The organism is Sulfitobacter sp. M22, assembly GCF_021736025.1.
GTDB classification, from domain to species: domain Bacteria; phylum Pseudomonadota; class Alphaproteobacteria; order Rhodobacterales; family Rhodobacteraceae; genus Sulfitobacter; species Sulfitobacter litoralis.
On sequence record NZ_WMEC01000001.1, the window covers coordinates 656,320 to 681,931 of the forward strand.

General features: G+C 59.4%; 24 protein-coding genes. 9 read left to right on the plus strand and 15 right to left on the minus strand.

Annotation, left to right across the window (positions count from 1 at the left end; all coding sequences use genetic code 11):
- Window positions 1–23: 23 nt before the first annotated feature.
- The 4 genes from GLP52_RS03205 to GLP52_RS03220 form a co-directional block, all read right to left on the minus strand.
- Window positions 24–995, minus strand: a complete 972-nt coding sequence (locus tag GLP52_RS03205) for a beta-ketoacyl-ACP synthase III (RefSeq protein WP_093733645.1) — start codon at window positions 993–995, stop codon at window positions 24–26.
- Complete coding sequence (plsX, locus tag GLP52_RS03210; RefSeq protein ID WP_237271556.1) at window positions 992–2,068, minus strand: phosphate acyltransferase PlsX; 1,077 nt, start codon at window positions 2,066–2,068, stop codon at window positions 992–994. Before plsX ends, GLP52_RS03205 begins: the two co-directional genes overlap by 4 nt.
- 42 nt (window positions 2,069–2,110) lie before the next feature.
- Window positions 2,111–2,317: a 50S ribosomal protein L32 gene (gene rpmF / locus GLP52_RS03215; protein WP_093733647.1), complete on the minus strand. Its 207-nt coding sequence runs from the start codon at window positions 2,315–2,317 to the stop codon at window positions 2,111–2,113.
- A 194-nt stretch (window positions 2,318–2,511) separates the two neighbouring features.
- Window positions 2,512–3,066: a YceD family protein gene (locus GLP52_RS03220; protein ID WP_237271557.1), complete on the minus strand. Its 555-nt coding sequence runs from the start codon at window positions 3,064–3,066 to the stop codon at window positions 2,512–2,514.
- Window positions 3,067–3,157: 91 nt separating this feature from the next.
- On the opposite strand from GLP52_RS03220, the gene GLP52_RS03225 reads away from it, so the two are divergent.
- The 3 genes from GLP52_RS03225 (at window position 3,158) to GLP52_RS03235 (ending at window position 6,278) form a co-directional block, all read left to right on the plus strand.
- Window positions 3,158–3,622, plus strand: a complete 465-nt coding sequence (locus tag GLP52_RS03225; protein WP_093733648.1) for an outer membrane protein assembly factor BamE — start codon at window positions 3,158–3,160, stop codon at window positions 3,620–3,622.
- Between the two features lie 9 nt (window positions 3,623–3,631).
- Window positions 3,632–4,381 (plus strand): GNAT family N-acetyltransferase, encoded by a 750-nt coding sequence (locus GLP52_RS03230; protein ID WP_237271558.1) that lies wholly within the window; start codon window positions 3,632–3,634, stop codon window positions 4,379–4,381.
- Window positions 4,382–4,466: 85 nt separating this feature from the next.
- Window positions 4,467–6,278: an ABC-F family ATP-binding cassette domain-containing protein gene (locus tag GLP52_RS03235; protein WP_093733649.1), complete on the plus strand. Its 1,812-nt coding sequence runs from the start codon at window positions 4,467–4,469 to the stop codon at window positions 6,276–6,278.
- A gap of 40 nt (window positions 6,279–6,318) precedes the next feature.
- Here GLP52_RS03235 and tyrS read toward each other — a convergent pair whose 3' ends face one another.
- Entirely contained in the window at window positions 6,319–7,569 is a 1,251-nt protein-coding gene (tyrS, locus tag GLP52_RS03240) for a tyrosine--tRNA ligase (RefSeq protein WP_237271559.1), read from the minus strand.
- A gap of 65 nt (window positions 7,570–7,634) precedes the next feature.
- On the opposite strand from tyrS, the gene GLP52_RS03245 reads away from it, so the two are divergent.
- Entirely contained in the window at window positions 7,635–8,786 is a 1,152-nt protein-coding gene (locus GLP52_RS03245) for an anhydro-N-acetylmuramic acid kinase (protein WP_237271560.1), read from the plus strand.
- 328 nt (window positions 8,787–9,114) lie between these two features.
- Window positions 9,115–9,801: a hypothetical protein gene (locus tag GLP52_RS03250; RefSeq protein WP_237271561.1), complete on the plus strand. Its 687-nt coding sequence runs from the start codon at window positions 9,115–9,117 to the stop codon at window positions 9,799–9,801.
- An 81-nt stretch (window positions 9,802–9,882) separates the two neighbouring features.
- On the opposite strand, the gene eno is transcribed toward GLP52_RS03250, so the two are convergent.
- Together eno and GLP52_RS03260 are read right to left on the minus strand one after the other, a co-directional pair.
- Entirely contained in the window at window positions 9,883–11,160 is a 1,278-nt protein-coding gene (gene eno / locus GLP52_RS03255; protein WP_237271562.1) for a phosphopyruvate hydratase, read from the minus strand.
- Between the two features lie 69 nt (window positions 11,161–11,229).
- On the minus strand, window positions 11,230–12,099 hold the full coding sequence (locus GLP52_RS03260) for a DMT family transporter (protein ID WP_237271563.1): 870 nt from the start codon (window positions 12,097–12,099) through the stop codon (window positions 11,230–11,232).
- Window positions 12,100–12,232: 133 nt separating this feature from the next.
- Here GLP52_RS03260 and GLP52_RS03265 point away from each other — a divergent pair, with 133 nt between their 5' ends.
- Both GLP52_RS03265 and GLP52_RS03270 read left to right on the plus strand, forming a co-directional pair.
- Window positions 12,233–13,276: an AbrB family transcriptional regulator gene (locus GLP52_RS03265; RefSeq protein WP_237271564.1), complete on the plus strand. Its 1,044-nt coding sequence runs from the start codon at window positions 12,233–12,235 to the stop codon at window positions 13,274–13,276.
- A 315-nt stretch (window positions 13,277–13,591) separates the two neighbouring features.
- Window positions 13,592–14,893: a DEAD/DEAH box helicase gene (locus GLP52_RS03270; RefSeq protein WP_237271565.1), complete on the plus strand. Its 1,302-nt coding sequence runs from the start codon at window positions 13,592–13,594 to the stop codon at window positions 14,891–14,893.
- Between the two features lie 161 nt (window positions 14,894–15,054).
- On the opposite strand, the gene GLP52_RS03275 is transcribed toward GLP52_RS03270, so the two are convergent.
- The 4 genes from GLP52_RS03275 to GLP52_RS03290 all read right to left on the minus strand — a co-directional run bounded on the left by GLP52_RS03275 (window position 15,055) and on the right by GLP52_RS03290 (window position 19,135).
- A complete protein-coding gene (locus GLP52_RS03275) occupies window positions 15,055–16,293 on the minus strand; it encodes a multidrug effflux MFS transporter (RefSeq protein WP_093733658.1) in 1,239 nt (412 codons plus the stop codon).
- A gap of 100 nt (window positions 16,294–16,393) precedes the next feature.
- Entirely contained in the window at window positions 16,394–16,867 is a 474-nt protein-coding gene (locus GLP52_RS03280; RefSeq protein WP_093733659.1) for an adenylyltransferase/cytidyltransferase family protein, read from the minus strand.
- 115 nt (window positions 16,868–16,982) lie between these two features.
- Window positions 16,983–17,624, minus strand: a complete 642-nt coding sequence (locus GLP52_RS03285; RefSeq protein WP_237271567.1) for a DsbA family oxidoreductase — start codon at window positions 17,622–17,624, stop codon at window positions 16,983–16,985.
- On the minus strand, window positions 17,621–19,135 hold the full coding sequence (locus GLP52_RS03290) for a class I adenylate-forming enzyme family protein (protein WP_237271568.1): 1,515 nt from the start codon (window positions 19,133–19,135) through the stop codon (window positions 17,621–17,623). Before GLP52_RS03290 ends, GLP52_RS03285 begins: the two co-directional genes overlap by 4 nt.
- Window positions 19,136–19,199: 64 nt before the next feature.
- Here GLP52_RS03290 and GLP52_RS03295 point away from each other — a divergent pair, with 64 nt between their 5' ends.
- Window positions 19,200–19,823, plus strand: a complete 624-nt coding sequence (locus GLP52_RS03295; protein ID WP_237272639.1) for a helix-turn-helix domain-containing protein — start codon at window positions 19,200–19,202, stop codon at window positions 19,821–19,823.
- 125 nt (window positions 19,824–19,948) lie between these two features.
- Here GLP52_RS03295 and GLP52_RS03300 read toward each other — a convergent pair whose 3' ends face one another.
- Window positions 19,949–21,667, minus strand: a complete 1,719-nt coding sequence (locus GLP52_RS03300) for an extracellular solute-binding protein (RefSeq protein WP_237271569.1) — start codon at window positions 21,665–21,667, stop codon at window positions 19,949–19,951.
- Between the two features lie 423 nt (window positions 21,668–22,090).
- Here GLP52_RS03300 and GLP52_RS03305 point away from each other — a divergent pair, with 423 nt between their 5' ends.
- Window positions 22,091–22,864: a 3-hydroxybutyrate dehydrogenase gene (locus GLP52_RS03305; RefSeq protein WP_206338739.1), complete on the plus strand. Its 774-nt coding sequence runs from the start codon at window positions 22,091–22,093 to the stop codon at window positions 22,862–22,864.
- A gap of 80 nt (window positions 22,865–22,944) precedes the next feature.
- Here GLP52_RS03305 and GLP52_RS03310 read toward each other — a convergent pair whose 3' ends face one another.
- The 3 genes from GLP52_RS03310 to GLP52_RS03320 all read right to left on the minus strand — a co-directional run bounded on the left by GLP52_RS03310 (window position 22,945) and on the right by GLP52_RS03320 (window position 25,573).
- Window positions 22,945–23,691, minus strand: coding sequence for a DUF502 domain-containing protein (locus GLP52_RS03310; protein WP_237271570.1), 747 nt, complete (start codon window positions 23,689–23,691; stop codon window positions 22,945–22,947).
- An 86-nt stretch (window positions 23,692–23,777) separates the two neighbouring features.
- Window positions 23,778–24,692 carry a pseudouridine-5'-phosphate glycosidase gene (locus GLP52_RS03315; RefSeq protein ID WP_237271571.1) on the minus strand — a complete coding sequence of 305 codons (915 nt, stop codon included), beginning with the start codon at window positions 24,690–24,692 and terminating at the stop codon, window positions 23,778–23,780.
- Window positions 24,689–25,573 carry a PfkB family carbohydrate kinase gene (locus GLP52_RS03320; RefSeq protein WP_208596063.1) on the minus strand — a complete coding sequence of 295 codons (885 nt, stop codon included), beginning with the start codon at window positions 25,571–25,573 and terminating at the stop codon, window positions 24,689–24,691. Before GLP52_RS03320 ends, GLP52_RS03315 begins: the two co-directional genes overlap by 4 nt.
- Window positions 25,574–25,612 lie beyond the last annotated feature (39 nt).

Here is a 25,612-nt window from a genome sequence, read left to right on the forward strand (position 1 = left end):
CTGTTCGCGCGAAGAAAAGCCGCTTACCAGCGCAGAACAACTGCGCCCCATGCAAGCCCGCCGCCGATCGCTTCGGTGACCAGCAGGTCGCCTTTCTTGATCTGGCCGCGCTCTTGCCCGACTGAAAGAGCCAGCGGAATCGATGCAGCTGAGGTGTTGCCGTGGTCTTGAACCGTTACGACGACGTTATCCATCGACAGGTTCAGTTTCTTGGCAGTGCCTTGAATAATACGGATATTCGCCTGATGAGGGACAATCCAGTCAACTTCATCCGGCGACACGCCTGCGCGCTCCATCGCGGTATTTGCCGAAGCGGCGAGCTTTTCAACCGCGTGGCGGAAGACCTGATTCCCCTGCATCCGCAGATAGCCGGTGGTGCCTGTGCTGATGCCGCCGTCGACATACAGCAGATCTTTGTACCGGCCGTCAGAATTCAGGTCGGTCGACAGGATACCGCGGTCATCCGACGTACCTTCGCCGGTCTGGGCCTCGAGCAGAATCGCGCCGGCCCCATCGCCAAACAGGACGCTGGTGCTGCGGTCAGTCCAGTCCATGATTTTCGAGAAGGTCTCGGACCCGATCACAAGCACGCGGTCAGCCTGACCCGATATGATCAGTGCGTTGGCGTTGGCCAAGGCATAGACAAAGCCCGCACATACGGCCTGCACATCAAAGGCAAAGCCGCGTTCCATCTCGAGCTGTGCCTGCACCATCGTGGCGGCAGATGGGAACGTGAGATCGGGCGTAGAGGTGGCGACGATGACAGCATCGACATCGGCAGCTGTCTTGCCTGCATCAGCCAGTGCGGCCTTGGCAGCGGCGGTAGCCATCGTCGATGTGGTTTCGCCTTCGCCAACAAAGTGGCGGCGTTCAATGCCGGAGCGTGACCTGATCCATTCGTCAGTGGTGTCAATCTTGCCTTCAAACTCTGCGTTTTCGACAATGCGCTCCGGGAGGTAGTGTCCGGCACCAATTACGACGGCTCTTTTTGTCATTCTTCGGTCTCTTTCGTCGGCTTTGCTGAGGCCACACGTGCGGCCAGCCGATGTGTGAATTCACTTTCCGCTAATCGCGCGGCCAGCTTGATCGCCGATGAAACCCCTCTGGCATCCGCTGCCCCGTGGGATTTCACGACGGTTCCGTTCAAGCCCAGAAACACGCCGCCGTTTACGTTGCTCGGGTCAAAGCGTTTGCTGACGCGGCGCAGCGAAGTGTAGGCGAATAACGCAGCTGCGCGGGACCAGATCGAATTTTTGAACGCCTGACGTAGACCTGACCCGATCAACGTGGCGGTACCTTCGCCGGTCTTGATCGCGATATTACCAGTAAATCCGTCCGTGACGATCACATCTGCGGCATTACCCGCGATATCGCCGCCTTCGACGAAGCCGACGAATTCAAAGCCCGCTTCATCCGCGGCGTCGCGAATCAATTCGTGGGCTTCTTTCAGCTCCGTCCGGCCTTTGTGTTCTTCGGTCCCGACATTCAGCAGGCCGATGCGCGGGCGTTCGATGTCCATGCCGTTGCGGGCATAGGATTTGCCCATCAGCGCATAGCGCAATAGGTCATCGGCATCCGCACGCACATCCGCACCCACGTCCAGCAACACATTGAACCCTTGCGGGTTGGTCGACGGGTAAAGCACAGCGATTGCGGGGCGGTTGACGCCGGGTAGCTTTTTCAGGCGGATCATCGACAGCGCCATCAGCGCGCCGGTATTGCCACAGCTGACGGCGACAGAGGCCTCGTTGTCGCGCACGGATTCAATGGCAGACCACATCGAGGTGTCCTTGCCATTGCGTACAACGTTGCTGGGTTTGTCATCCATCGTGACAACCCCTTGAGCATCCCGAATAGTGCAGCGCCCTTTAAGTTCGGGACGTTTGGCCACCAGCGGTTCCAGCGTGTCGGCAGGGCCGTGCAGGATAAAGCTGATATCGGGATTTTTGAGCGCGGACGCAGAACACCCGGCAACAACGATTGCCGGGCCCTGATCGCCCCCCATCGCATCAACTGAGATAAGGGTGCGCTGAGTACTCGCGCTAGGCTGATCGGACGTGGCCGTCATCTGGTGCGATGCCTCTTATGAACTGCGATTGACGTGACGAACTTACGCTGCGTCTTCGTCGAGGTCGATCTCTTCGTTCAGAGAAACAACTTCGTTGTCGTCATAGTGACCGCATGCAGCGCAGATGTGGTGTGGGCGCTTGAGCTCACCACAGTTGGTGCATTCGTTAGGGTTCGCTGCAGTCAGCGAATCGTGCGCGCGGCGGTTGTTGCGACGCGATTTGGAAACTTTATTCTGTTGGACAGCCATGTCTGGTGCCTTTGCCTTCGGGGTCGTTCATCGGCTTCCTGCCAAAGACGACCGTGTTTCAGATCAACTCCCGGTTTGGGCGTGACGTGCGTTTAGGCCGAAGCCTATCCGATGTCCAACCTTAATTGGGGTGAAGGGCGCAAAATACTGCGAAAACCTGCCGAAGCAACCCTTATTCACCCAAACCGACAGGGTTATTCGCCGTTACTATCCTTTAGCTGGTCCTTTAGATTAGCCAGACCGGCGAACGGGCGGGCGTCTTCATCGGTCATCGGGGCCTCGCCGGGCTTGGTGTAGACGGCTTGCCCCAGTTCCGCCCCGTCGGCGCGGGGGTATTCGGGGATTTCTAGCGCCAGCGCTTCTATCATGACAACGGCAGGATCGATCCAGGCACCCAGAGGTTCGGTACGGTCATCCTCTGCCATCTCGACCTCGGTTTCCTCGGGCTCTTCGTAGTCCTGTACGAAAAGCCGCGTGACATCGACGTCGATCCGCGTCTGCACCGGCTCCAGCGTCACGACGCAGGGCTGCACCACAGTGGCCCCCAGACGCGCTTCGAGCTGCCAGTCGCTGCGCCCGAGCGCCTTGAGCCGCCCTTCGAACGAGAGTTTACGAAGCGCTGAGAGATCAAGTTCTTCTGCGATCTTGCGCAAGCTGTCGGCGTCAGGGCGCAGGGAGAAAGGGGTTTGCGCATTCTGCGACAGCTCTGCGACGCGCAATGCTGTGGGGCTTGGGGGCGTGCGAGACATGTTAGGGGTACTTTCGTTTCTTGAACCATGGGGCGTGCTTAGTGTATGCGAGATAAAAGCCATGATCCCCAAGGGCAAGAGGGCACCAAGAATGCGTATCGACCGCCATGTCAAAAAGACACTGCTGACCGCCACAGTTCTCGCTGCTGGTCTGACGCTTGGGGCCTGCTCCCCTCAGTATAGCAACCACGGCTATATCCCGCCGCAAGAAGACCTATCGAAGATCACCGTCGGTCAGGATACGCGCGACACTGTGGCCGAAACCGTAGGTGTGCCTGCATCGGCGGGCCTGTTGACCAATTCGGGCTATTACTATGTCCGGTCGCGCCGTCAGGCAATGTGGTTCATGGCGCCGCGTGAAACAGAGCGCGAAGTTGTGGCTGTGAGCTTTGACGGGAACGGTGTGGTGCAGAATGTCGAACGGTTCGGGCTTGAGCGCGGCAATGTCATCACCCTTGACCGCCGAGTCACCAGTTCGCCGATTTCTGACAAATCCTTCATCCGTCAGCTTTTGGGCAACATCGGGCGGTTTAATCCCGCGGCGCTGGCCGGCTAGGGCGCGGATTTGACGGTGCTGCGCGGCGCTGTACTGAAGCCGCTGCTGCGTGGTCCGTACCGTGCCTACCGTGCGACCTCGCCACAAGATATGGATGCCGCACAGGCGTTGCGTGCACGGGCCTTTGGTCTGGATCAAACACACGATAGTGACAGGTTCGACGCGAAAAAGCATCATATCCTCGTACGTGATCAAGGTAGCGGCGAACTGCTGTGTTGCTACCGTATCGGGGTGATGGATGGTGCGTCGCTGGACCAAAGCTATGCGGCGCAGTTTTATGATCTGACCAAACTTGCAGGTTTTGATGGCCCGATGATGGAACTGGGTCGGTTCTGTCTGGCACCGGAGGTGCAGAATCCTGACGTGGTGCGTATGGCTTGGGCCGCGCTGGCGCAGGTTGTCGACGCCCATGCGGTAACGCTGCTGTTTGGGTGCACGTCTTTCCGCGGCACTGATCCCGCTCCTTATCGTGATGTGATGCGCTTGCTGCAGGACCGCCACCTTGCGCCGTTGCAATGGCGGCCTCAGGTCAAAGCCCCCGAGACGGTGGCTTTTGCAAAGGGGCAGCTGGACAAACCTGCCGAGAAGGCTGCACTTCAGATGCTTCCGGCCTTGCTGCGCAGTTACCTGATGATGGGCGGCTGGGTCAGCGACCATGCGGTGATCGACCGACCGATGAAAACGCTGCATGTGTTCACCGGGCTCGAGATCGCGGCGATCACCGAAGGGCGCAAACGTTTGCTGCGCGGTACCGCCTAAGAGATTTCATGCCTTCGGCGAGGATTTTACCCCATTTGGAACAGGGGTCATTGACGCTGACGCGGCACGACGCTAGCTGGCTGTCATGGCACGCGCACCCCTTTTACAAGTAAACGAGATCTCGCTGACTTTCGGCGGCGATCCCGTATTCGAAGACATGTCCCTTGTGGTTCAATCCGGCGACCGTTTGGCGCTGGTGGGCCGGAACGGATCTGGTAAATCCACCCTCATGAAGGTCATGGCCGGATTGATCGAAGCCGATAGCGGTGATGTGATCGTCGGACCAGGCGTTTCGGTCGGCTATATGGAGCAGGACCCGGATCTTACCGGGTTCGAGACCTTGGGCGATTTCGCAGCGCACGGACTGGATGCATCCGAGATGTACAAAGTCGAACGCGCGGGCGAAGGGTTGAAGTTCGACCCCGCACGCCCCGTGAGCACCGCCTCTGGCGGGGAGCGTCGTCGTGCGGCACTTGCACGTCTGATGGCATCCGAGCCGGAGTTGATGTTGCTGGACGAGCCGACGAACCACCTGGATATCGAGGCGATCCGCTGGCTTGAAGACGAGCTGAAGGCGACCCGTGCGGCATTTGTCATCATCTCTCACGATAGGGCGTTCCTGCGCGAATTGACCCGTGCGACGCTTTGGGTCGATCGCGGCGTTGTCCGTCGTCAGGACATCGGTTTTGGTGGGTTCGAAGCCTGGCGCGACCAGATGTGGGAAGAAGAGGACATGCAGCGCCACAAGCTGAACCGCAAGATCAAGGCGGAAGCGCGGTGGGCTGTCGAGGGTATTTCAGCCCGGCGCAAGCGTAACCAGGGCCGCGTGCGCGCCCTGCAAGACCTGCGGGCCGAACGCGCCAGCCAGATCAAACGTCAGGGCACCGCCGCCATGGCGCTGGAAGCGGGTCCGAAGTCCGGCCGCAAGGTGGTCGAGGCTATGGGCATCACCAAGGCCTTTGGCGACAAGACGATTCTGCGCCCCTTTGACATCACGATCCAGCGGGGTGATCGCATCGCCTTGGTCGGGCCCAATGGTGTGGGCAAGACGACGTTGCTGAACATGCTGATCGGAAAAGAACAGCCTGACGGGGGCGAGATCAAACAGGGTACCAATCTTGAGATCGCGCTGTTCGACCAGGCGCGCGCGCAGCTTGATGGCGATATGTCGCTGTGGGACAGTCTGACCGGCGATCCGGAAATGCGTGTATCGGGTAAGGCGGACCAGATTCTGGTGCGCGGGCAGCCGAAACACGTGGTTGGTTACCTGAAGGAATTCCTGTTCGACGAAGGCCAGGCCCGTGCGCCCGTGCGGTCCTTGTCGGGGGGTGAAAAGGCGCGGTTGCTGCTGGCCAAGATCATGGCGCGGTCTAGCAACCTCTTGGTTCTTGATGAACCGACCAACGATCTGGACGTCGAAACCCTTGATCTGATGCAGGAGCTGCTGTCGACCTATGATGGCACCGTGCTGCTGGTCAGCCACGACCGTGACTTCCTTGACCGCGTTGCCGCGACCACCATCGCGATGGAAGGTGACGGCAAGGCGACTGTCTATGCGGGCGGTTGGACGGATTATCTGGCGCAGCGCCAGCAGGATGATTTTGACCAAAGCGTTGTTGCCAAATCAAAGCCATCGGCCAAAGGTGACAAGCCCAAGGCCGCAGCGCAATCGGGGCTGAGCTTTACAGAAAAGCACCGGCTTGAGGCGTTGCCGGCAGAGATGAAACGTCTCGAGGCCGAGATCGCAAAGCTCGAAGAATTGATGAGCGACCCGACGCTGTATTCCGAGCATCCGGTGAAGTTCCAAAAAGCGACCGATGCGTTGGTCGAACGGAATGAAAAGCTGCAAGATGCAGAGGCCGAGTGGCTGATGCTGGAAGAGAAAGCCGAAAGCTAAGGGGGCAGGGCGACCGGCCCCCTCGCATACTTCTAAGCGTTTACCCCAATTGCACCAGCGCGTGGCGTTTCTTGCCCGCGCTGAGCTTGATCGGTGTGGCCAGCGTGGCGGCGTCGACCATCAGGCCGGCATCCGTCAGCGGTTCGTCATTATAGCGCGCACCGTTTTCGGTGATCAGACGCTTTGCCTCTTTACCCGAACCAGCCAGACCTGATTTCACGATCAGCTGCACGATAGAGATACCGTCGCCAATGTCCGCAGCACTGAGCGTCAGGGTGGGTAGGTCGTCGCCTACACCGCCTTTTTCGAACACTTCGCGCGCCGTGGCTTCGGCGGTTTTGGCCGCTTCGGCACCATGCAGCAGGGTTGTAACCTCGTTGGCGAGGATGATCTTGGCCGCGTTGATGTCGGACCCTTCCAAAGCGCCCAGACGGTTACATTCCTCGACCGGTAGCTCGGTAAAGATCTTGAGGAACTTACCCGTGTCCGCATCGGTCGTGTTGCGCCAGAACTGCCAGAACTCATACGGCGACAGCATGTCACCGTTCAGCCAGATTGCGCCGCCCTGGGATTTGCCCATTTTTCGGCCATCGCTGGTGGTGAGCAGGGGCGTGGTCAGGCCGTAGATCTCTTGGTCCAGCACACGGCGGGTCAGGTCGATGCCGTTGACGATGTTACCCCATTGATCCGATCCGCCCATCTGCAGCAAGCAGCCATAGCGGCGGTTCAGCTCAAGAAAATCATAGGCTTGCAGGATCATGTAGTTGAACTCGAGGAAGGACAGCGACTGTTCCCGATCTAGGCGGGATTTAACACTTTCGAACGACAGCATCCGGTTCACGCTGAAATGCCGCCCGATGTCGCGCAGGAATTCGAGGTAGTTCAGATTATCAAGCCATTCGGCGTTGTTCAGCATGATTGCATCGTTGTCGCCGTCACCGTAACTCAGGTATTTCTCGAACACCTGCTGCATGCCAGAAATGTTGGCGTCGATGGCGGCATTGTCGAGCAGGGGGCGTTCATCCGACCGGAAGGACGGGTCGCCCACTTTGGTGGTGCCGCCGCCCATCAGCGTGATCGGTTTGCCGCCGCACTTCTGCAACCAGCGCAGCACCATGATATTCATCAGATGCCCCACATGAAGGGATTTCGCTGTCGCGTCATAGCCGATATAGGCAGGCACAGCCCCTTTCATCAGCGCGTCATCAAGGCCCTGATAGTCCGTACAATCGGCGAGAAAGCCGCGCTCCATCATGATGCGGATGAAATCGGATTTGGGGTGGTATGTCATGGTGCTTGCCCTCAGCTTGGGTGGTGGTGCACTCTATAGGTGCTGATCAGACAAAGGAAAAGGCCATGAATAAGGCCCAAGGGGCAAGAACCCCGAGACGGATCGCAAAAACAGGCCCGCTGCGCGCCGCAGGGGCGATGAGCGGCACGTCGCTGGACGGGGTGGATGTCGCGGTGATCGAGACGGATGGGCGCGATATCATCGGGTTCGGCTCCTCAAGCTACCGCAGCTATTCCGAGGCAGAGCGCCGCACCATCGCGGCCGGTTTCGGCAAATGGTCGGGGCCGGAGGTATCTGTCGCTACGCAAGTGGTTGAAGCCGCGCACCTCGAGGCATTGGCTCATTATACCGACGTTGATCTGATCGGCTTTCACGGTCAGACGCTGGCCCATGCGCCGCGTATGCAGGGCACGTTGCAGGTCGGCGATGGTTCTGCGCTGGCCGATCATCTGGGACTGCCCGTAGTTTGGGATTTTCGAAGTGCCGACGTGCAATTGGGCGGAGAGGGCGCACCGCTCGCGCCGTTCTTTCATCACGCCTGCGCCCGCTATGCGGGGCTGACCGGACCGGTCGCCTTTCTGAACCTCGGTGGCGTGGGAAACCTGACGTGGGTAGATCCGGCGCTGCCTTTGCCCGAAACCGATGGGGCCCTGCTGGCGTTTGACACCGGCCCCGCCAACGCGCCCATCAATGACCTGATGCAAACGCGTCTTGGGCTACCCTTTGACGAGGGCGGCAGGATAGCTGCGCGGGGTCGGGTAGAGACGGGCGCGCTGGAACTGTTTCTGGCAGAGCCTTATTTTGCGCGCATGCCGCCAAAGTCGCTGGATCGGAATGATTTCGATGAGATGGTGGCGCTTGTGACCGAGCTGTCTGATGCGGATGCAGCTGCAACCCTGACAGCGATGTGCGCCGCCGGTGTCGCCGAGGCCATGCAGCATTGCCCGCGCTTGCCGGACCGCGTGTTGGTCACCGGCGGCGGGCGGCACAACCCTGTGTTGATGCAGATGCTCAGCGTCAGTCTGGATTGTCCTGTCGTTCCGATAGAGGAAATCGGGCTGGATGGGGACATGCTCGAGGCGCAGGCGTTCGGCTATCTCGCCGTACGGGTGGCGCGAGGGCTGCCGACCTCTTGCCCCGGCACCACGGGGGTGCGGGCTGCGGTCGGGGGCGGCATGGTGAGCATGCCAAATGAGGCAAAATACCCCTTGGAATAAGGTTTATTCTGCGATGCAGCGCCGTACTTGGGGTGGCCTTACGACACATACTTTTTGCTTGACGATTACAAAGCAAGGCCGAATCACGATGTTGTAATGCGTGCTATGGTAGCAATTATTCCGCTTTTTCCCGAATAGGTTAGCTGTCTCCGACGGGCATATCTGTGCGCGGCGCTCTGTTGCGCAAAAGCCCAATCGGATTCGGACAACAGTCTGTTTCCTTACCAGAGGTTCGAGTGGTGCTACCTTAACGGGTACTATCCCAGAGCGGTCGCGCATTAAGTGAGGGCTTTGCTCGCGCCGCTCCTCATTAAAAAGGAGAGTGACCATGACGAGTATATTTTTGAAAAGCACCGCAGCTTCGGTTGCGACGGTATTCATCGCGACATCCGCCTTTGCCTTAGATGTGGGCGTCGGGGCGAGTGTAGGCGGCGTCGGTGTCGGTGCGGGGGCCAGCGTCGGCCACGGTTCTGTGGCGGACGCGGGTGTCGGTGCTAGCGTAGGCAGCGTTGGTGCAGGGGCAGGTGCCTCTGTCGGTGGCGATTCCGTCGCCGGTGTCGGTGCGGGTGCAAGTGTCGGTAACATGGGCGGCTCGAGCGGCGGAGGTTCAACCGGCGGCGGCTCCACTGGCGGCGGCTCTACCGGTGACGGCGCGACCGCAGGCAACGGCGGTACGACGGGCGGCGCGACCGGAGGTACAAATGGGGGCACCACCACGGCCTCTGCAGGATCGCAAAGCACCGGGGGCGGTGCCGCAGGACTTTCCGCATCAACGGTGCCAATCCAAGTCGCGTTGGGTGCAACGGTAGTGACATCAGACCGGCAGGTCGTCGGCATGATTGAAGATGTACGCCCCGCGACGCAGGGCAAATTCGTGGCGACCATCCGCATGAATGTTGCATTTGGCGCGGGGCCGCGGACCATTCAGATCAATATGCCGGTCCCAAAGAGCGCCACCGATAGTATTCGGCTTGGGTTCACGAAGTCAGGGTTGCTGCGGCAGATTCAAAGCTGATTATCCGACTAGCCATTAAAAAAGCGCGCCTTGTTGGGGCGCGCTTTCGTTTGCTAACAGGACAACAGCTGTTGCTAGAGATCAGCCCTTGAGGATGGAACGGCCAGCGTATTCCGCCGTTACGCCCAACGATTCTTCGATACGGATCAGCTGGTTGTACTTTGCCAACCGGTCGGATCGCGCGAGTGAGCCGGTTTTAATCTGACCGCAGTTGGTCGCCACAGCAAGGTCCGCGATCGTCGCGTCCTCTGTTTCACCAGACCGGTGGGACATCACGTTGGTGAAACCTGCACGGTGTGCCATGTCGACCGCTTGCAGCGTCTCGGACAACGTACCGATTTGGTTGACCTTAACCAACATTGAATTGGCAGAGCCGCGCTTGATGCCTTGGGCCAGACGTTCGGGATTGGTCACAAACAGATCGTCGCCCACTAGCTGGATCTTGTCGCCCAGACGGTCGGTCAGCAGTTTCCATCCATCCCAGTCGTCTTCGGACATGCCATCTTCGATAGAGATGATCGGATAGTCGGCGCAAAGCGCGGCCAGATAATCCACATTCTCGGCGCTGCTCAGAGTTTTCCCTTCGCCAGAAAGAACATAGCTGCCGTCCTTGAAGTATTCTGTCGCGGCGCAATCCAGTGCGAGGTAGATTTCCTCGCCCGGTTTGTAACCTGCCTTTTCGATGGATTTCAAAATGAAATCAAGCGCATCACGGGTGGAGCTAATGTTAGGTGCGAAGCCGCCTTCGTCACCGATACCGGTGGACAGACCTGCCGCCGAGAGCTCTTTTTTCAGCGTATGGAAGACTTCGGAGCCCATGCGCACCGCATCGCGGATGTTTTCAGCCGCAACGGGCATGATCATGAATTCTTGGATATCGATAGGATTATCAGCGTGTTCGCCGCCGTTGATAATGTTCATCATCGGCACGGGCAGCATCCGCGCAGAGGTGCCGCCGACATATCGATACAGCGGTTGAGAGCAGTAATCTGCGGCGGCTTTGGCAGCGGCCAACGATACGCCCAAAATGGCATTAGCACCCAGACGCGACTTGTTGTCGGTGCCGTCAAGCTCGATCATGGTGCCGTCGATTTCGACCTGCTCTGTCGCGTCAATACCGACCAGCGCGTCCGCGATCTCGCCGTTGACCGATGCACAGGCTTCCAGCACGCCCTTACCCAGATAACGGGATTTGTCGCCATCGCGGCGTTCGACGGCTTCATAGGCACCGGTTGACGCCCCCGACGGGACTGCGGCGCGGCCCATGGTGCCGTCTTCAAGGGTCACGTCGACCTCGACCGTGGGGTTGCCCCGGCTGTCAATGATTTCGCGGGCGTGGATGTCGATGATCGTGCTCATAAGGGGCTATCCTTTTGCAGATGACAATTGCGCAGCGGTTTACCGCGCCGAGGGGAGGATGGAAAGTATTCAGGCCTGTTCTTTGACCTTTCGCTCACGCCATACCGTATAGATGCCCGAGCCAACAATGATGGTTGCGCCAACATAGGTCAGCAGATCAGGGCGTTCCCCAAAGATCGTGATCCCGACCACCATAGCAAACAGCAGCCGCGCATAGCGAAATGGTGTGACAAAGCTGATTTCGCCAATGCGCATCGCCGCCACGATGCCGTAATAGGCCACCAGCCCAGTTGTTAGCGCAGCTGCCATAAAGATCCATTGTGTCCCGGACATGGGTACGAATGATGTTCCGGTGCCCAGCATGTACAGCAGGCTGGAGGGGACTAGCGCCAGAAACGCTAGAAAGGACAATTGAAATGTCGACGTCGATCTGGGCACGCGCCGTGTCGCCAGATCCCGCAAGGACAATCCCAGAACGCCCAGAACCGCAAGCAGTGACAAGGCTTGAAAGCTGTCCATTCCGGGGCGGATCACCAGCAAGACGCCGAACATGCCCACGAGAATAGCGCTCCACCGGCGCCAACCGACAGGATCGCCCAGAAACAACGCCGCCCCGAGGGTGACCACCAATGGGGTAGCCTGCAAGATAGCAGAGGCCGAAGAGATCGGCGTTAGCACGATTGCCGATACGAAGCCCAAGGTCCCGATAATCTCGCCCAAGGCCCGCAGCAGGATAGGGCGGGTCATCATGGCACGATCTGCCAGAGATTGCCCCTTGATCAACACCATCGCGCCATAACAAATGGCGCCGCCGGTCCCCAACAAAAAAATAATCTGCCCAATCGGGATATCTGTTCCGATCAGCTTGATGAACATGTCCTCAATGGCAAAGCCCAACATCGACAGCACCATGATCAAAGCGCCGCGCAGATTGTCCATATTCTATCCCTTCATACAATCGTTCTAAATATACTCGGTGGATGCATGTCCCTTTGTCAGGAGATGTGCAAGCCCCGGTCGATTTACGTTGTCGGGACTGGCGGGGGGCCAGGTCAAATGATAGAACAAGCGTATGAAATGGCCGCGCCCTCCGTCCAATATACTGACCACCATTCTGACCCTTGTTATTGGAGCCAGCGGCGCAGGGTTGGGTTGGCTTTTGAATGCCCCCATTTACATGTTGCTGGGGCCAGCCGTGCTGGTGTCTCTTGCCGGTCTGGCAGGTGCGCGGATGGGAATTGCGCTATCGCTGCGCAACGGCTGCTTTGTGATCATTGGCCTGTCGGTCGGTGCCGGGTTCGATCACAACGCGGTCGACGCAATGCTGCGATGGCCTTTGGCGTTTGTGGTGATGGCGGTGCTCGTTTGGGCGATGCTTGTGCTCAGCCGGTGGCTGTTGTCACGATTTTTCGGCTTTGACCGACGCGCAGCACTGCTTGCGTCGGCCCCGGGGCATCTCAGTTTCGTCTTAGCGATGGCGGCCGAAGGCGGCGACAACGTTGCCCGTATCTCCACAACGCAGTCGGTGCGGCTGTTGTCCCTGACGCTGGTTGTGCCGTTTGTCGCGCTTGCAATGGGCGTGGACCTTGGCGGGACGATTGCACCCGATGGCGCGGCAATGGGGGCCACCACGCTCGCGGTCATGGCCGGCTCGTCGGTTGGGGCAGGGCTGCTTCTGGGGCGCATACGTGTGCCTGCGCCAATGCTGATCGGTCCGATGCTGGTGTCGTCCCTTGCGCATGTAACGGATGTGGCACCGGGTGTGCTGCCGATGTGGCTGGTGATGCCGGCCTATATCGTGCTTGGTGCCCTGATCGGCACGCGGTTTTCGGGTGTGCGCCTTGATGATCTGATGAAAGGGCTTGCCGCCGGGCTTTCGGTGACCTGTCTTGCGGTGGGGCTGGCGTTGGTCGGCGCGATCCCCGTGGCGCTGGCGCTCGGTATGCCGCTGGCGCATATCCTTGTCGCCTTTGCCCCCGGCGGATTCGAGACAATGATCGCCATGGGCAGTGTGCTGGGGATCAGCCCGGGGTTTGTTGCGGCCTGCCATATGATGCGCCTGTTCATCCTAAGCGCCGTTTTGCCGTTGATGCTGGCACGCAGCGCACCGCGCTAGGCAATTTTTCACAGCCCCGTTGACTTTGCCGCCCAAACAGCCCATCTGGGGCGCAAGCGATGCCTTCTGCCGCGTGAGCAGACCAGCCTTGACCCGTCGATCTTTCGTCGCCGGTTCTTATGAGTGTTGAACAAAAGGCCGCCGATGTTCCCAAAATCACGCGTGGGGCCAAGCGCAACAGACAGGGTGTTGGCACTAGGCCGCCCCCTGCGATCTGCTTTGCGTCCCTCGCGGCCTCTCTCGAGAGTTAGGGCCCGCGTGACTGCTATGGCGGGAAGGCGCAATGCCTGTTTCCCGCGGAAAGACGACAATACTATGAGCGATTTTGAAATGATGGGCCTGCCGCGCCGTCTGGTCAAAGCATTGACCAACATGGGTATGACCGACCCGACCCCGATCCAGAAACAGGCGATCCCCCACGGGATGAATGGCCGCGACGTGATGGGTCTGGCACAGACCGGCACTGGCAAGACCGCCGCCTTTGGTATCCCGCTGATCGCGCAGATGCTGGAACGCGAAGCCCGCCCCGAACCGCGCACTGTGCGCGGGCTGGTGCTGGCCCCGACACGTGAACTGGCCAACCAGATCATGGAGAACCTCAAGGGGTTCTGCGAAGGTACCCAGCTGAAGACAATGATGATCGTAGGGGGCCAGTCGATCAACCCGCAAATCAAACGGATGGAGCGCGGCGTGGACCTTTTGGTGGCCACGCCGGGTCGTCTGCTTGACCTGATGGATCGCCGTGCGGTTCTGCTGCACAAGACCACTTTCCTTGTGCTGGACGAAGCGGACCAGATGCTCGACATGGGCTTTATCCACGATCTGCGCAAGATCGCGGCGGTGTTGCCCAAAGAACGCCAGACGATGCTGTTCTCGGCCACCATGCCCAAGCTGATGAACGAGATCGCCAACAGCTACCTCAACAGCCCGATCCGGATCGAAGTATCGCCTCCGGGCAAGGCGGCGGACAAGGTCACCCAAGAGGTGCACTTTATCGCCAAAGCCGAGAAAAAGTCTTTGTTGATCGAACTGCTTGGCAAACACACTGAAGAACGTGCGCTGGTTTTCGGACGTACCAAGCATGGCTGTGAAAAGCTGATGAAAGATCTGGTCAAATCGGGCTTCAAAGCCGCGTCGATCCACGGCAACAAAAGCCAGGGTCAACGGGACCGCGCGATCGAGGCCTTCAAAAAGGGCGAAGTGACTGTGCTTGTGGCAACAGATGTTGCCGCACGTGGTTTGGATATCCCGGACGTCAAACACGTCTATAACTACGAGCTGCCCAACGTGCCGGATAACTATGTCCACCGTATCGGCCGGACGGCGCGGGCGGGCAAAGATGGCGCAGCCATCGCGTTCTGCGCTCCCGACGAGATGGGCGAGTTGAAAGACATCCAGAAGACCATGAAGATCTCGATCCCAGTGGCCTCTGGTCGTCCGTGGGAAGCGATTGATGAACCCGCCAAACCGAAAGGCCGCGGCGGCCGTGGTCGTGGTGGTCGTCCGGGTGGCGGCGGCGGCGGTGGTAATGGCGGTGGTGGCAATGGTGGCGGCGCGGGCAAGCCCGCCGGCGCAGCTCGGCGCCGTCGCAAACCCAGCACTCAAAAAGCAGCCTAACGTCGCCCAACTGTTACGAAATGATAAAAGGGGCACCGCTATCCGCGGTGCCCCTTTTGCTTTGGGCCATATGCCTTAGCCGCCACTGCACTTCCAAATGGATTTAAATCCTCGCCCGCAGGGCGAAACCTACCCGCTTTAGGCCAGCGCAGTCGCTTAGCCTATTCCGCAGGTTCCGTCACCGGCTGTCGGTCGACCACCCGCCCGATAAGCAGCATCAGCGCAAAAGCAATCGTTGCCAGCACCAACACAGCGCCAATCAGCGGTGTGATCGTCCCGTTGAACGTCATCCCGATGGCCGAGGCAAGAACCGCCGCCATGACCGTCGACACCGCCCCGATGACCGACGCGGCCATCCCCGCAATATGGCCCAGTGGCTCCATCGCCAGAGCGTTGAGGTTGCCCATCACCAGCCCCACCTGAAAGAACAGCGACGCCTGCCACATCAGGAAAAACACAAAACCATAGGGCTCGGGCAGTTCCCCCAGACCAAGACCCAGCATCAGTCCTGACAGCACAATCTGCAGCCCCAGCGCCAGCGTCACGATCCGCTGCATCCCCAATCGCACAACCAGCAACGCATTCAGCAAGCTCGAGGTGCCAGAGATCAGCGCCGCAACGCCGAACCAAAACGGAAAGCTCTCGGCGCGGTCATAGACCTGATCATAGATCGGCTGGACCAGCATCAATGTTGAGAACAAGAACCCCATCACGAGGGTTTGTACTGTGATCGACAGGCACACCATCGGATTGCTGAAAATCTCTTTCACCGCGCGCCACAAAAGACCGATCTGCATCGGGCGGCGCTTGGGCTTGGGAAGGGTTTCGGGCAGGCGGAGCATGGCCCAGACGGCACAGGTCATTGAAAAGACAATAAAAGACAAGAACACGCCGCGCCAGTCGGACAGCGCGATAATCACGGCCCCCATGGCTGGGGCAAAGGCAGGCACAATCACAAAGATCATCATCACAAACGACATGATCTTGGCCATCTGCCGACCCGAATAAAGGTCGCGGATAATTGCAAGCGCGACAACACGAGGGCCAGCTGCTCCGATCCCTTGAACGACACGGGCCACCAGCATCAGCTCTAGGGATTGACTGATCCACGCCACGACCGCCCCTGCGATATAGATCGCCGACCCCAGATAAATGATATTCTTGCGTCCGAAAGCATCCGATAGCGGGCCGGTCACAAAGGTGCCCATTCCCATGCCCAGGATGAAAGCGGTGACGATCAGCGGCACTTTGGTCCCATCCATAGGGGACAGGTCGTTCCCAATTTGTGGTAGGGCAGGCAGCATCGCGTCGGTTGAAAACGCGATAATTGCAAACATCATCGCAATCAGCGCCACAAACTCGGGGCGGCTCATCTTAATGTCGGGTCGGTCGTTGGTCATCCACGGGCTCCATCGTGTCGGCGGGGCCACGTCGCGCAGCCATGACCGTTCATAAGGCTGCCTTACAGATAGTGCAATCGGCGGTGTGTCTCCGGCCGTCTCAGGCGCTGAAACGCGATGCTGTCTGGCGGCGGCGCATCGGCAGACGCAGCACTTGGACAATCTCGTCTAGCCCTGACATCGGCAGGCGAATATGTTCCGGAAGCGCCAGCACCGAGACATTGTAATTCACAATATCGCTGCGGGTCTGGTCCCATGTCTCAAGCGGAATGACCCGCGAAACAAAGCGGCAACGTTCCAGCACCGCACGACGGGCCGCAAAGCCTTTCTGGGCAGGCTGGCCTAGCCGAGTGCAAAACGCGTCGCTATGACATCCGACAACCAAATCGCTGCCCAGTTGGGACAGTTGACGAAGCCAATCGCCATGGCCAGTATGAAACCCGTCGAACCCGCCATAGGTCAGGATTGTCCGCGCCACAGGGCGCTTTAACGCACTTAAAGAAGGGGGCGTAGTTGGTGTCGCCACCGCCGCCCGCCCGCGTCCCAAAAAGGGAAAGGGTATATCGTAATTCATGCTGCCCGCTCGTATCCAAGAGGGGTCTTTGCCCCTTTATACAACTGATTCTAGGCGGGTTTCGTCACGATGGCAAAGGCTTTCTGTTTTAATGTATATCTCGTTCGACGGTGCCTCAGCCCTCGTTGCGCAGCTCTGTCAGAACCTTTTTCCAAAGCTCGGGTGGTTGCGCACCTGGCACAGCATGACGTCCGCCGACGATAAAGGTCGGGACCGACGAAATCCCCATCTCGCGGCTGTGTGCGTCGCGTTTGCGGATGTCGTCCATATCCTCATCCGTCGCCAAAAGACGCGTCACAACAGAGGCATCCATCTCGATTCCATCGGCGATGTCGGCCAGCACCTCTGCATCGCCAATATCACGCGCCTCGACAAAATACGCTTTGAACAACGCCGATACCGCAGCTGTCTGGCGACCCTCGATCCCCGCCCAATGGATCAACCGGTGGGCGTTCAGCGTATTGGGTGTGCGCTGCATCGCTTCAAAATTGATCTTCAGCCCGGCTTTCTCGGCATATTCCACCACGGGGGCATAAGCCCGAACCGCGCCGTCCTTGCCGCCGAACTTCCCCTCCAGATAGGCGCGTCGGTCCATGCCGTCGGCGGGCATATTGGGGTTCAGCTGAAAGGGGTGCCATTCAATCGCAAACGGGTGGTCGGGTTCGCTTTCCAAGGCACGGTCCAAATGCGCTTTGCCGATATAGCACCAAGGGCAAATCGGATCGGACATGATATCAAGCTTGATCGTTTGGGTCATCGTTGCGCCTCATAGGCCGCGCGCAAGGACCGGCGCAGCAGTTTGCCATTCGCGCCCATGGGCAGTTCTGGCAGGTGGATGAAAAGGCGCGGCTGCTTGTAGCGCGCCATGTTGTCTTGTGCATAAAGCGCCAGCGCGGCTTCGTCCAGCGGGCTGTCTGCGGTATAAAAGGCGGCGATCACGGTCACGTCGGGGCGCACTTCGACCTCCGCTACGCCGACGGCATGGATGCCGGGAAACTTGGCAAGGCTTTGTTCTACCTCAATCGGCGACACACGGAACCCGCCTGCGTTCATCATATCGTCATTGCGCCCCAGATAGGTGATCTGCCCATCCTCGGCCATCACTCCCTGATCGCCAGTCAGGAACCAGTCGCCCTGATATTTCTGCGCCGTTTGCTCGGCCGCGCCGAGGTATCCCAGCATCAGCCCCGGGTCGCTTTTGTGGATTGCGATGGTACCTTCCTTTCCGACCGCGACAGGACCATCGGCCCCTATCAATGCGATACGTCGTCCGTCTTGCGGCTGGCCGAGCGTGCGGATGCGCGCAGGCCGGTCGGGTGAGGCGGAGAGGAAGGTCGAGCACTCCGACATGCCGTAAGCCTCGAAAATCTCGGTTCCACTTGCGGCCTTCCATGCGCGTGCAACCGCGGCAGGCAGCTTCTCCCCCGCGCTCAGGCCATGGCGGAGGCTTGGGGCGTCAATGCGCTCGTGATGTTTCAGAATCTGGCGGTAAACGCCGGGTGCTGCTGCAAAGATACTTGCCTTATGGCAAGTCATAAGCTCCGGCAAATCAGCCGGAGCTACGCCTGCCGCGGGGATCAGCGCGGTTGCACCCGTGGTCCAAGGGTCCATCAAGCCGGTTCCGAGCGTATAGGTCCAATTGAACGCCCCTGCATGCATTACGCGGTCGTCGGGTCGCAAGTCGTACCAGCCGCGCACCATCATCTGACGCGCCCAGATGGCACGATGTGCATGCATCACAGCGCTTGGTTTTCCGGATGTGCCAGAGGTATAAATGATATAGCCCAGCCGGTCGGGGTCGCCCATGTGCCACTCGGCAGGGGGCAGGTCGCGCATGTCCCGCAACTCGTCCAGAAGGATGATGGTATCCGCAGGCGGGCAGGGCACGGCGGGGTCGCGCAAAATGGCTTTTGGCCCTAAGGTTGCGATAATCGCAGCGACTTCTGGCTCTGTCAGCGCAGCGGCTGTGGGCACGGGCACCAGCCCTGCGGCCAAGGCGCCCAGATACGCCAACGGAAAATCCACCGTATTCCCAAGGCGCATCAGGACTATGTCGCCCGGTGCCAAACCGCGCCGCAACAATCCGGTCGCTGTGCCGCGCACGGCAGATTCCAGATGGGCAAAGCTCCATGTCTCGTCAGTGTCAGGCCCAAGTATCGACAGCGCCGGTTTGGCACCCAAATCGGCCGCGCGCGCCAACACATGGGCAGCAAGATTGAACGGAGCGGGGCAGGGCGTAAACCCCGTTGAAGCAGAGAGTGATTTCATGCCCAATCGCTACCCCGCACGCAGCGGCGTTGCAAGCATGCCGACCCGACGCTATAGCCAGTTCATGACGCAGGATGTCCCCAAAACGATGATCCAGATCGCCCGCGAAAGCGGCGAGACAGAAACCACGCCGCCAGTTGATCTGGGGGCCCGCGTGCGCGAGCTGCGCAAGGCGCGTAACTGGACGCTGGAACAGGCCGCAAATCAGGCAGGACTGGCACGATCGACCCTCAGCAAGATCGAGAACGGTCAGATGTCGCCCACCTATGAGGCATTGAAAAAGCTGGCCGTCGGGCTGGAAATCTCGGTGCCGCAGCTCTTTACGCCGCCATCGGCGGGGCAAATCAAGGGGCGGATGGCAATTACCAAATCGGACGAGGGTGCCGCCAAAGCGACCACCACCTACGAACACATGATGCTGGCCGACACGTTGCGCAAAAAGCAGATGCTGCCCTACCGAGCCCGTATTCGCGCGCGCAAAATGGATGAATTCGACGGCTGGGTGCGCCACGACGGGGAAGAGTTCCTTTATGTACTGACCGGCGTTATTACCCTATACACTGAGTTCTACGAACCCGTCGAAATGCGCCGTGGCGACAGCGCCTATTACGACGCGACGATGGGCCACAACGTTGTTTCGACCAGCGATGAAGACGCCACGATCCTTTGGGTCACCTCTCTCGTATGATTGAGCCTCGTCTGTACCGGCCTTACCCGATCGACCGCACCAGCGCGCTTCATTTTGCCCAATAAACTCTCCCCGAAGGGCCGGCCTGCGCCGCGCCGAACCCTTAGCGGCCTCACACGCACGCCCTACTGTGTTGGATCAATCCACCAGACTTCCGGCATATAGTTCGGCCCATCTCCATACAGCGGCACGTGTTCAGGGTATTTCATCGCTGCGACATGCGCGATGCGGTCTTCGGTGAACTGCCAGAACGGGATGACATAACGCCCGGCGGTCAGCACGCGGTCCAGCGCACGGGTGGCGGCGGTGAATTCCTCGGCACTGCTGGCCCCGACCATCGTATCGATCATTGCGTCGATGGCGGGTGATTTCACGCCCATGAGGTTGCGGCTGCCTTCCTGATCTGCCGCCTCGGAGCCCCAGTAATAGCGTTGCTCGTTGCCCGGGCTCAGCGATAGGGCGCGGCGAAAGATAGCCATGTCAAAGTCGAAGGCCGCGTTGCGGGCAACGAACTGCGCATCATCCACGGCATCCACACGGGCAGTGATCCCCAAGCGGGCCAGCGCTTGAATATACAGCTCGGCAATGGCAATATTTTCGCTGCTGCCTTTGGACAGCAGGATGCTGAACGACAACGGCTGCCCGTCGGGGCCACGCATGGTGCCGCCGTCTGCGCTAAACCCCGCGTCGGCCAAAGCGCGCATGGCGCGGCGGATGCCCGCGCGGTTGCGGGCCGATCCGTCGGACACGGGGAGCGCATAGCCGTCAAGCGCTCCGGCGGGAAGGTCATCAGTGAAGGGGGCCAATAACTCGGCCACGCGACCCGTGACGGGGCCGTCTTGCATCGCCAGCGGAGAGTTCGAGAAATACGAGGTGATGCGCGGCTGCGCCCCGCCGGTCAGCGTCTCGTTTATATATTCAAAGTTGAACGCCGCAATCAGCGCCTCGCGGACACGAATATCGTCAAAGGGCGCACGGCGGATGTTCATCACCAGCCCTGTCATGCCCGAAGGCTTGCTATGGGCGAAAGTCGATTTGACCACGTCGCCGCGCTGCACGGCGGGGAAATCATATTGCGTCGCCCAGCTTTCGGCGTTGAATTCGCGCAGGGCGGAAATCTCTCCGGCCTTGAACGCTTCGAACAGCACATTCGCATCGCCATAAAAGTCGAGCTTTATCTCGTCGATGTTATGGGTGCCTTTGCGAAACGGTACATCCTTGCCCCAGTAGGCGGTGTTGCGCGTCAGGGTAACCTGTTTGCCCGCCTTATAATCGCTGACCACATAGGGGCCCGAGCCCAGCGGGATATCTGCCAGCGGGGCATTGGCGAAATCGCGGGTGCCCCATTGGGCTTTGCTCAGGATCGGGCGCATGCCGGCGAGCAGGGCGAGCTCGCGATTGTCGGTATTGAACACCATCTTCACACTGTGCGGGCCTGTTTGGGTGATGCTGTCGATCTGGGCGTAAAGTCCGTGATAGCGCGGGTGCCCTTCGGTGCCCAAAAGCTCGTAACTGAAAATCACATCCTCGGGGGTGACCGGCGTGCCATCGGCAAACTGCGCTTCGGGGCGGAGGGTGAATTCGACCCATGACCGGTCATCTGGCACCTCGATCGATTCGGCCAAAAGACCGTAAAGGGCGAAGGGTTCATCCCATGAACGGCCCATCAGACTTTCATGGGTAAAGAACGGCAACTGCCAAGGCGATGTGCCTTTGCGCACGAAAGGATTGAGGCTGTCAAAGCCGCCGGTGTTGCCCAAGACAATCGAGCCGCCTTGGGGCGCATTTGGGTTTGCATAAGGCAGAGACACAAAATCAGGTGGGAGCGCGGGGTCCCCATACATAGATATACCATGCGCCGTCTCAGCGCGGGCGAATCCACTGAGAAGAATCAGTGAAGAAACGGCTGCAACTGCCCGACAGCTTTGGAAAAAATTAAACGCCATTTTAGCAACAATCCCGCTCTGCCCTTGTTTTATTAGCGTATTCCTTAGCGATACGGGGACTACAGTTCAAACTTTAAGCTTGGATTACGGCGGCGAATTGCGTATAACCAACTCACTGCTCGATAGGTTTCTTGCCTGTATGAAACCTGCCTCAATAACTTAACGTCCGCTTCGTGCGGACGTTTTTTTTTGCCCGTGATTGGGCTGCGGTAGTCGCATCAGGTGCATTCCGCTGGCACACTCAAATAGCCGTTTCCATTCGTTTACGCACTCGCCATGATGCAACTGCAGAAACGCGAGGAGAAATTCATGGCCTACAGCATCGACCTTTCAGGAAAAACAGCCGTCATCACCGGATCCAATTCAGGTATTGGCCTTGGCATCGCCTGGGCTTTGGCGCGGGCAGGGGCGGATGTTGTGCTGAACTCCTTTACCGACCGTGAAGAAGACCATGCCATCGCCAAAGACATCGCCACCGAAACCGGTGTGACGGCACGCTATATACAGGCGGATATGTCGAAATCGAATGAATGTCGCCAATTGATCACTGACGCGGGCCGTTGCGATATCTTGGTAAACAATGCCGGTATTCAGCACGTCGCACCGATCCCGAGCTTTCCCACCGAAAAATGGGACGCCATCATCGCCATCAACCTCAGCTCTGCCTTTCATACCACGGCCGTTGCCTTGCCGATGATGCGCCAAGCGGGCTGGGGTCGTGTGATCAACGTGGCCTCCGCGCACGGGCTGACCGCGTCGCCCTATAAATCAGCCTATATCGCTGCAAAGCACGGAATCGTTGGCCTGTCCAAGACGACCGCGCTGGAAACGGCCGAAGATCCCATCACCTGCAATGCTATTTGCCCCGGCTACGTGCTGACCGATATCGTTGAAAAGCAGATCCCCGACACGATGAAAGAATACGGCATGACGCGCGAAGAGGTGATTAAGAACGTCATGCTCAAGCGCCAACCCTCCAAGGCGTTTGCAACCGTGGAACAGCTGGGCGGCACCGCGACGTTCCTATGCTCCGAGGCGGGCGACCAGATCACCGGTACGACGATCAGCGTCGATGGCGGCTGGACTGCGCTGTAAAACAGTAACGGCGCAGATCGACCGAAGAGGGCGGTAGTGGAAGATGTCCAAGCGCAGTTCGTGTGATCTGCCTTTGGACGTCAGCTTGGTGAAATACGATCCGCACGTGGACCAAAGGCTTGGTCCACGGGAACGGGCTTTTGCGGCGGATAGACCAGCCCCGCAGAGATCACCAGCTTGGCTGCATCCTCCACCGACATGTCCAACTCAGTCACATCCTCTTGCGGTACAAAAAGCAGAAATCCAGAGGTGGGGTTGGGCGTTGTCGGCACGAAAACCCCCACGAGGTTTGACCCTTCACCACCCGCGGCGGCGACTTCGCCCTTTGCGGGGATCGAAATAAAACCAAGCGCCCAAACGCCCTTACGCGGGTATTCGATCATGCAGGCGGTTTCAAAGCTACGCTCTGTCTGGGCAAAAATCGTCTCGGAGATTTGCTTGATGCCGGAATAGATCGTGCGGACAACGGGTGTGCGCTCCACCAGGCTTTCGGCAAAGCGTATGAACGACCGTCCGATGATGCCCTTGGCCAGCCAGCCTACTATCACAGTGAACAGCAAAAAGATGATCACACCGATGCCGCGCACGTTGATCTGTGCAGACGGGTCGAGCCCGAAATAGGTCTGAATCAGCCGGTCAGGATGGTAAGCCAGAGGCACCATCGGCAACACGATGCCGTCGATCCAGCCGATGACGGTCCAGATCAGCCAGATGGTCAGGCCGACCGGCGCAATCACGACCAAGCCGGTTAAAAACGACGCCCTGACCCGCGCGAACAAAGTCCGGCGCGGTGCGGGAGGAAGAGGCGGCGTAAACGGTGTGTTCATGAATGAAGGTTATCCCACTGCAGCAATGCGTTAGAGCTAGGGCGTTTCACGCGTTGCTACAATGGAGGACGCATAAATATTAGGCTTTATGCGTCTTTTGACATAATTGCGGCTGCAATTTTGGACGCAAAACGAGCGTTATTGCGGACCAGCGCGATATTTGCGGTCAGTGAACGGCCCTCGGTCAGCTCGAATATGCGCTGCAACAGATAGGGGGTAACGGCTTTGCCGCTGATGCCGTGGGTGTTGGCATCGGCTTGGGCGGCCTTGATGATCGGGGCCAGATCAGCGGCGGCGATTTCATCCTCTTTCGGGATCGGGTTCGCCACCAGCTGACCACCGGGCAGGCCCATGTTGCCGCGCATTTTATGGGCAGATGCGATGTCAGCTGCATTGTCCATACGCAAAGGCGATTTCAAGGGGGACGTGCTGCTCCAGAAAGCGGGAAAGCTATCTTGGCCGACGGTGATCACCGGCACACCCTGCGTTTCAAGCACTTCAAGCGTCTTTGCCACATCAAGAATGGCCTTGGCCCCCGCAGCCACCACGGTCACCGGCGTTTGGGCCAGCTCCATCAGGTCGGCAGAGATGTCAAAGCTGTCTTCCGCACCCTTATGCACGCCGCCGATCCCGCCAGTTGCGAAAACCGCGATCTCGGCCAGATGGGCGGCGATCATGGTGGCGGCGACGGTGGTGGCACCAGTACCGCCCGTGGCAATACAAGCCGCCATATCGGCACGCGACAGTTTCGCGACATTCTTGGCTTGCGCCAATGCCGTCAGCTCGCTGTCTTCCAGACCGATGTGCAACCGCCCGTCAATCACCGCTATTGTCGCGGGAATAGCACCAGCCTCGCGTACGTCTGCTTCGACCTGACGCGCGACCTCGAGGTTTTGCGGATAAGGCATCCCGTGGGTGATGATCGTGCTTTCAAGCGCAACAACGGGGGTGCCATTCGCATGGGCTTTGGCGACTTCGGCAGAGCGGTGCAGGGGGATCATATTTTGGTCTCTCCAGATACATATTGGGCAGCGGCACTAAGCGCTTGGGTCAGGGCCGCGTCTGGTGCCGCCCCTTTGATTTCGGCCGCGATATGCGCAGCCATAAATGTGTCACCGGCACCAGTGACGCGCGTGACGGAAACGGGGGGCGGGTCTTGGGTGATCAGACCGCTTGGAGCCCCCACGGTCGCAGGGTTTCCGCCGTCCGTCACCACAGCGCGTACCGCACCACGCGCCAGTAGCGCCGCCGCGGCATCGCGCGAGCTGTCGAACGTCGCTTGGCACAGCAGCCCCGCTTCTTCGAGGTTGACGTAAAGCGTGCCGCGTTCGGCCTGCAAAAAAGGGGCCAGCCGCAGCGCCTTGCCGGGCGATGCCGGGGCGACGCGCAGATCGGCGTGTTCCAATAGCGGGCTACGCGCCATCTGTGACAACAGGTCGAGTGTAAGATTGCCATCCAGCGCTACGGCACCACGATAGGGCGTTGGCAGTGATCCGTCTTCGAACGGGCGCAGAATCTTGTCGCCTGCCGCCTCAAGCGAATGGGCATCGGCGATGGCGGCGATCAGACCGTTCGTCCCCTCGACCGCCATATAGCGGTCCGTGGGCAGATCATCCGAGCGGTACACGTGATCCGTATGCAGCCCGCGCAGCTTGCACGCGGCGATCAGCTCGTCCCCTTCGGGGTCGCGGCCGACGGCGCTGATGAGGGCGGGGGACAGCCCAAAGCGGGCCAGCGCCATCGCGATGTTCAGTGCAACGCCACCGGGCAGGCGCGTGATGCGGCCCGGCATGTCCGACCCTTGCCGCATGACCGTATCGCCACGTCCGATGATGTCCCACAGCACCGATCCGATGCAAAGAATGTCAGGTGTATGTGTCATGCCGCCGGTATGGCCCAACCAATATGGCGGGCGCAAGTC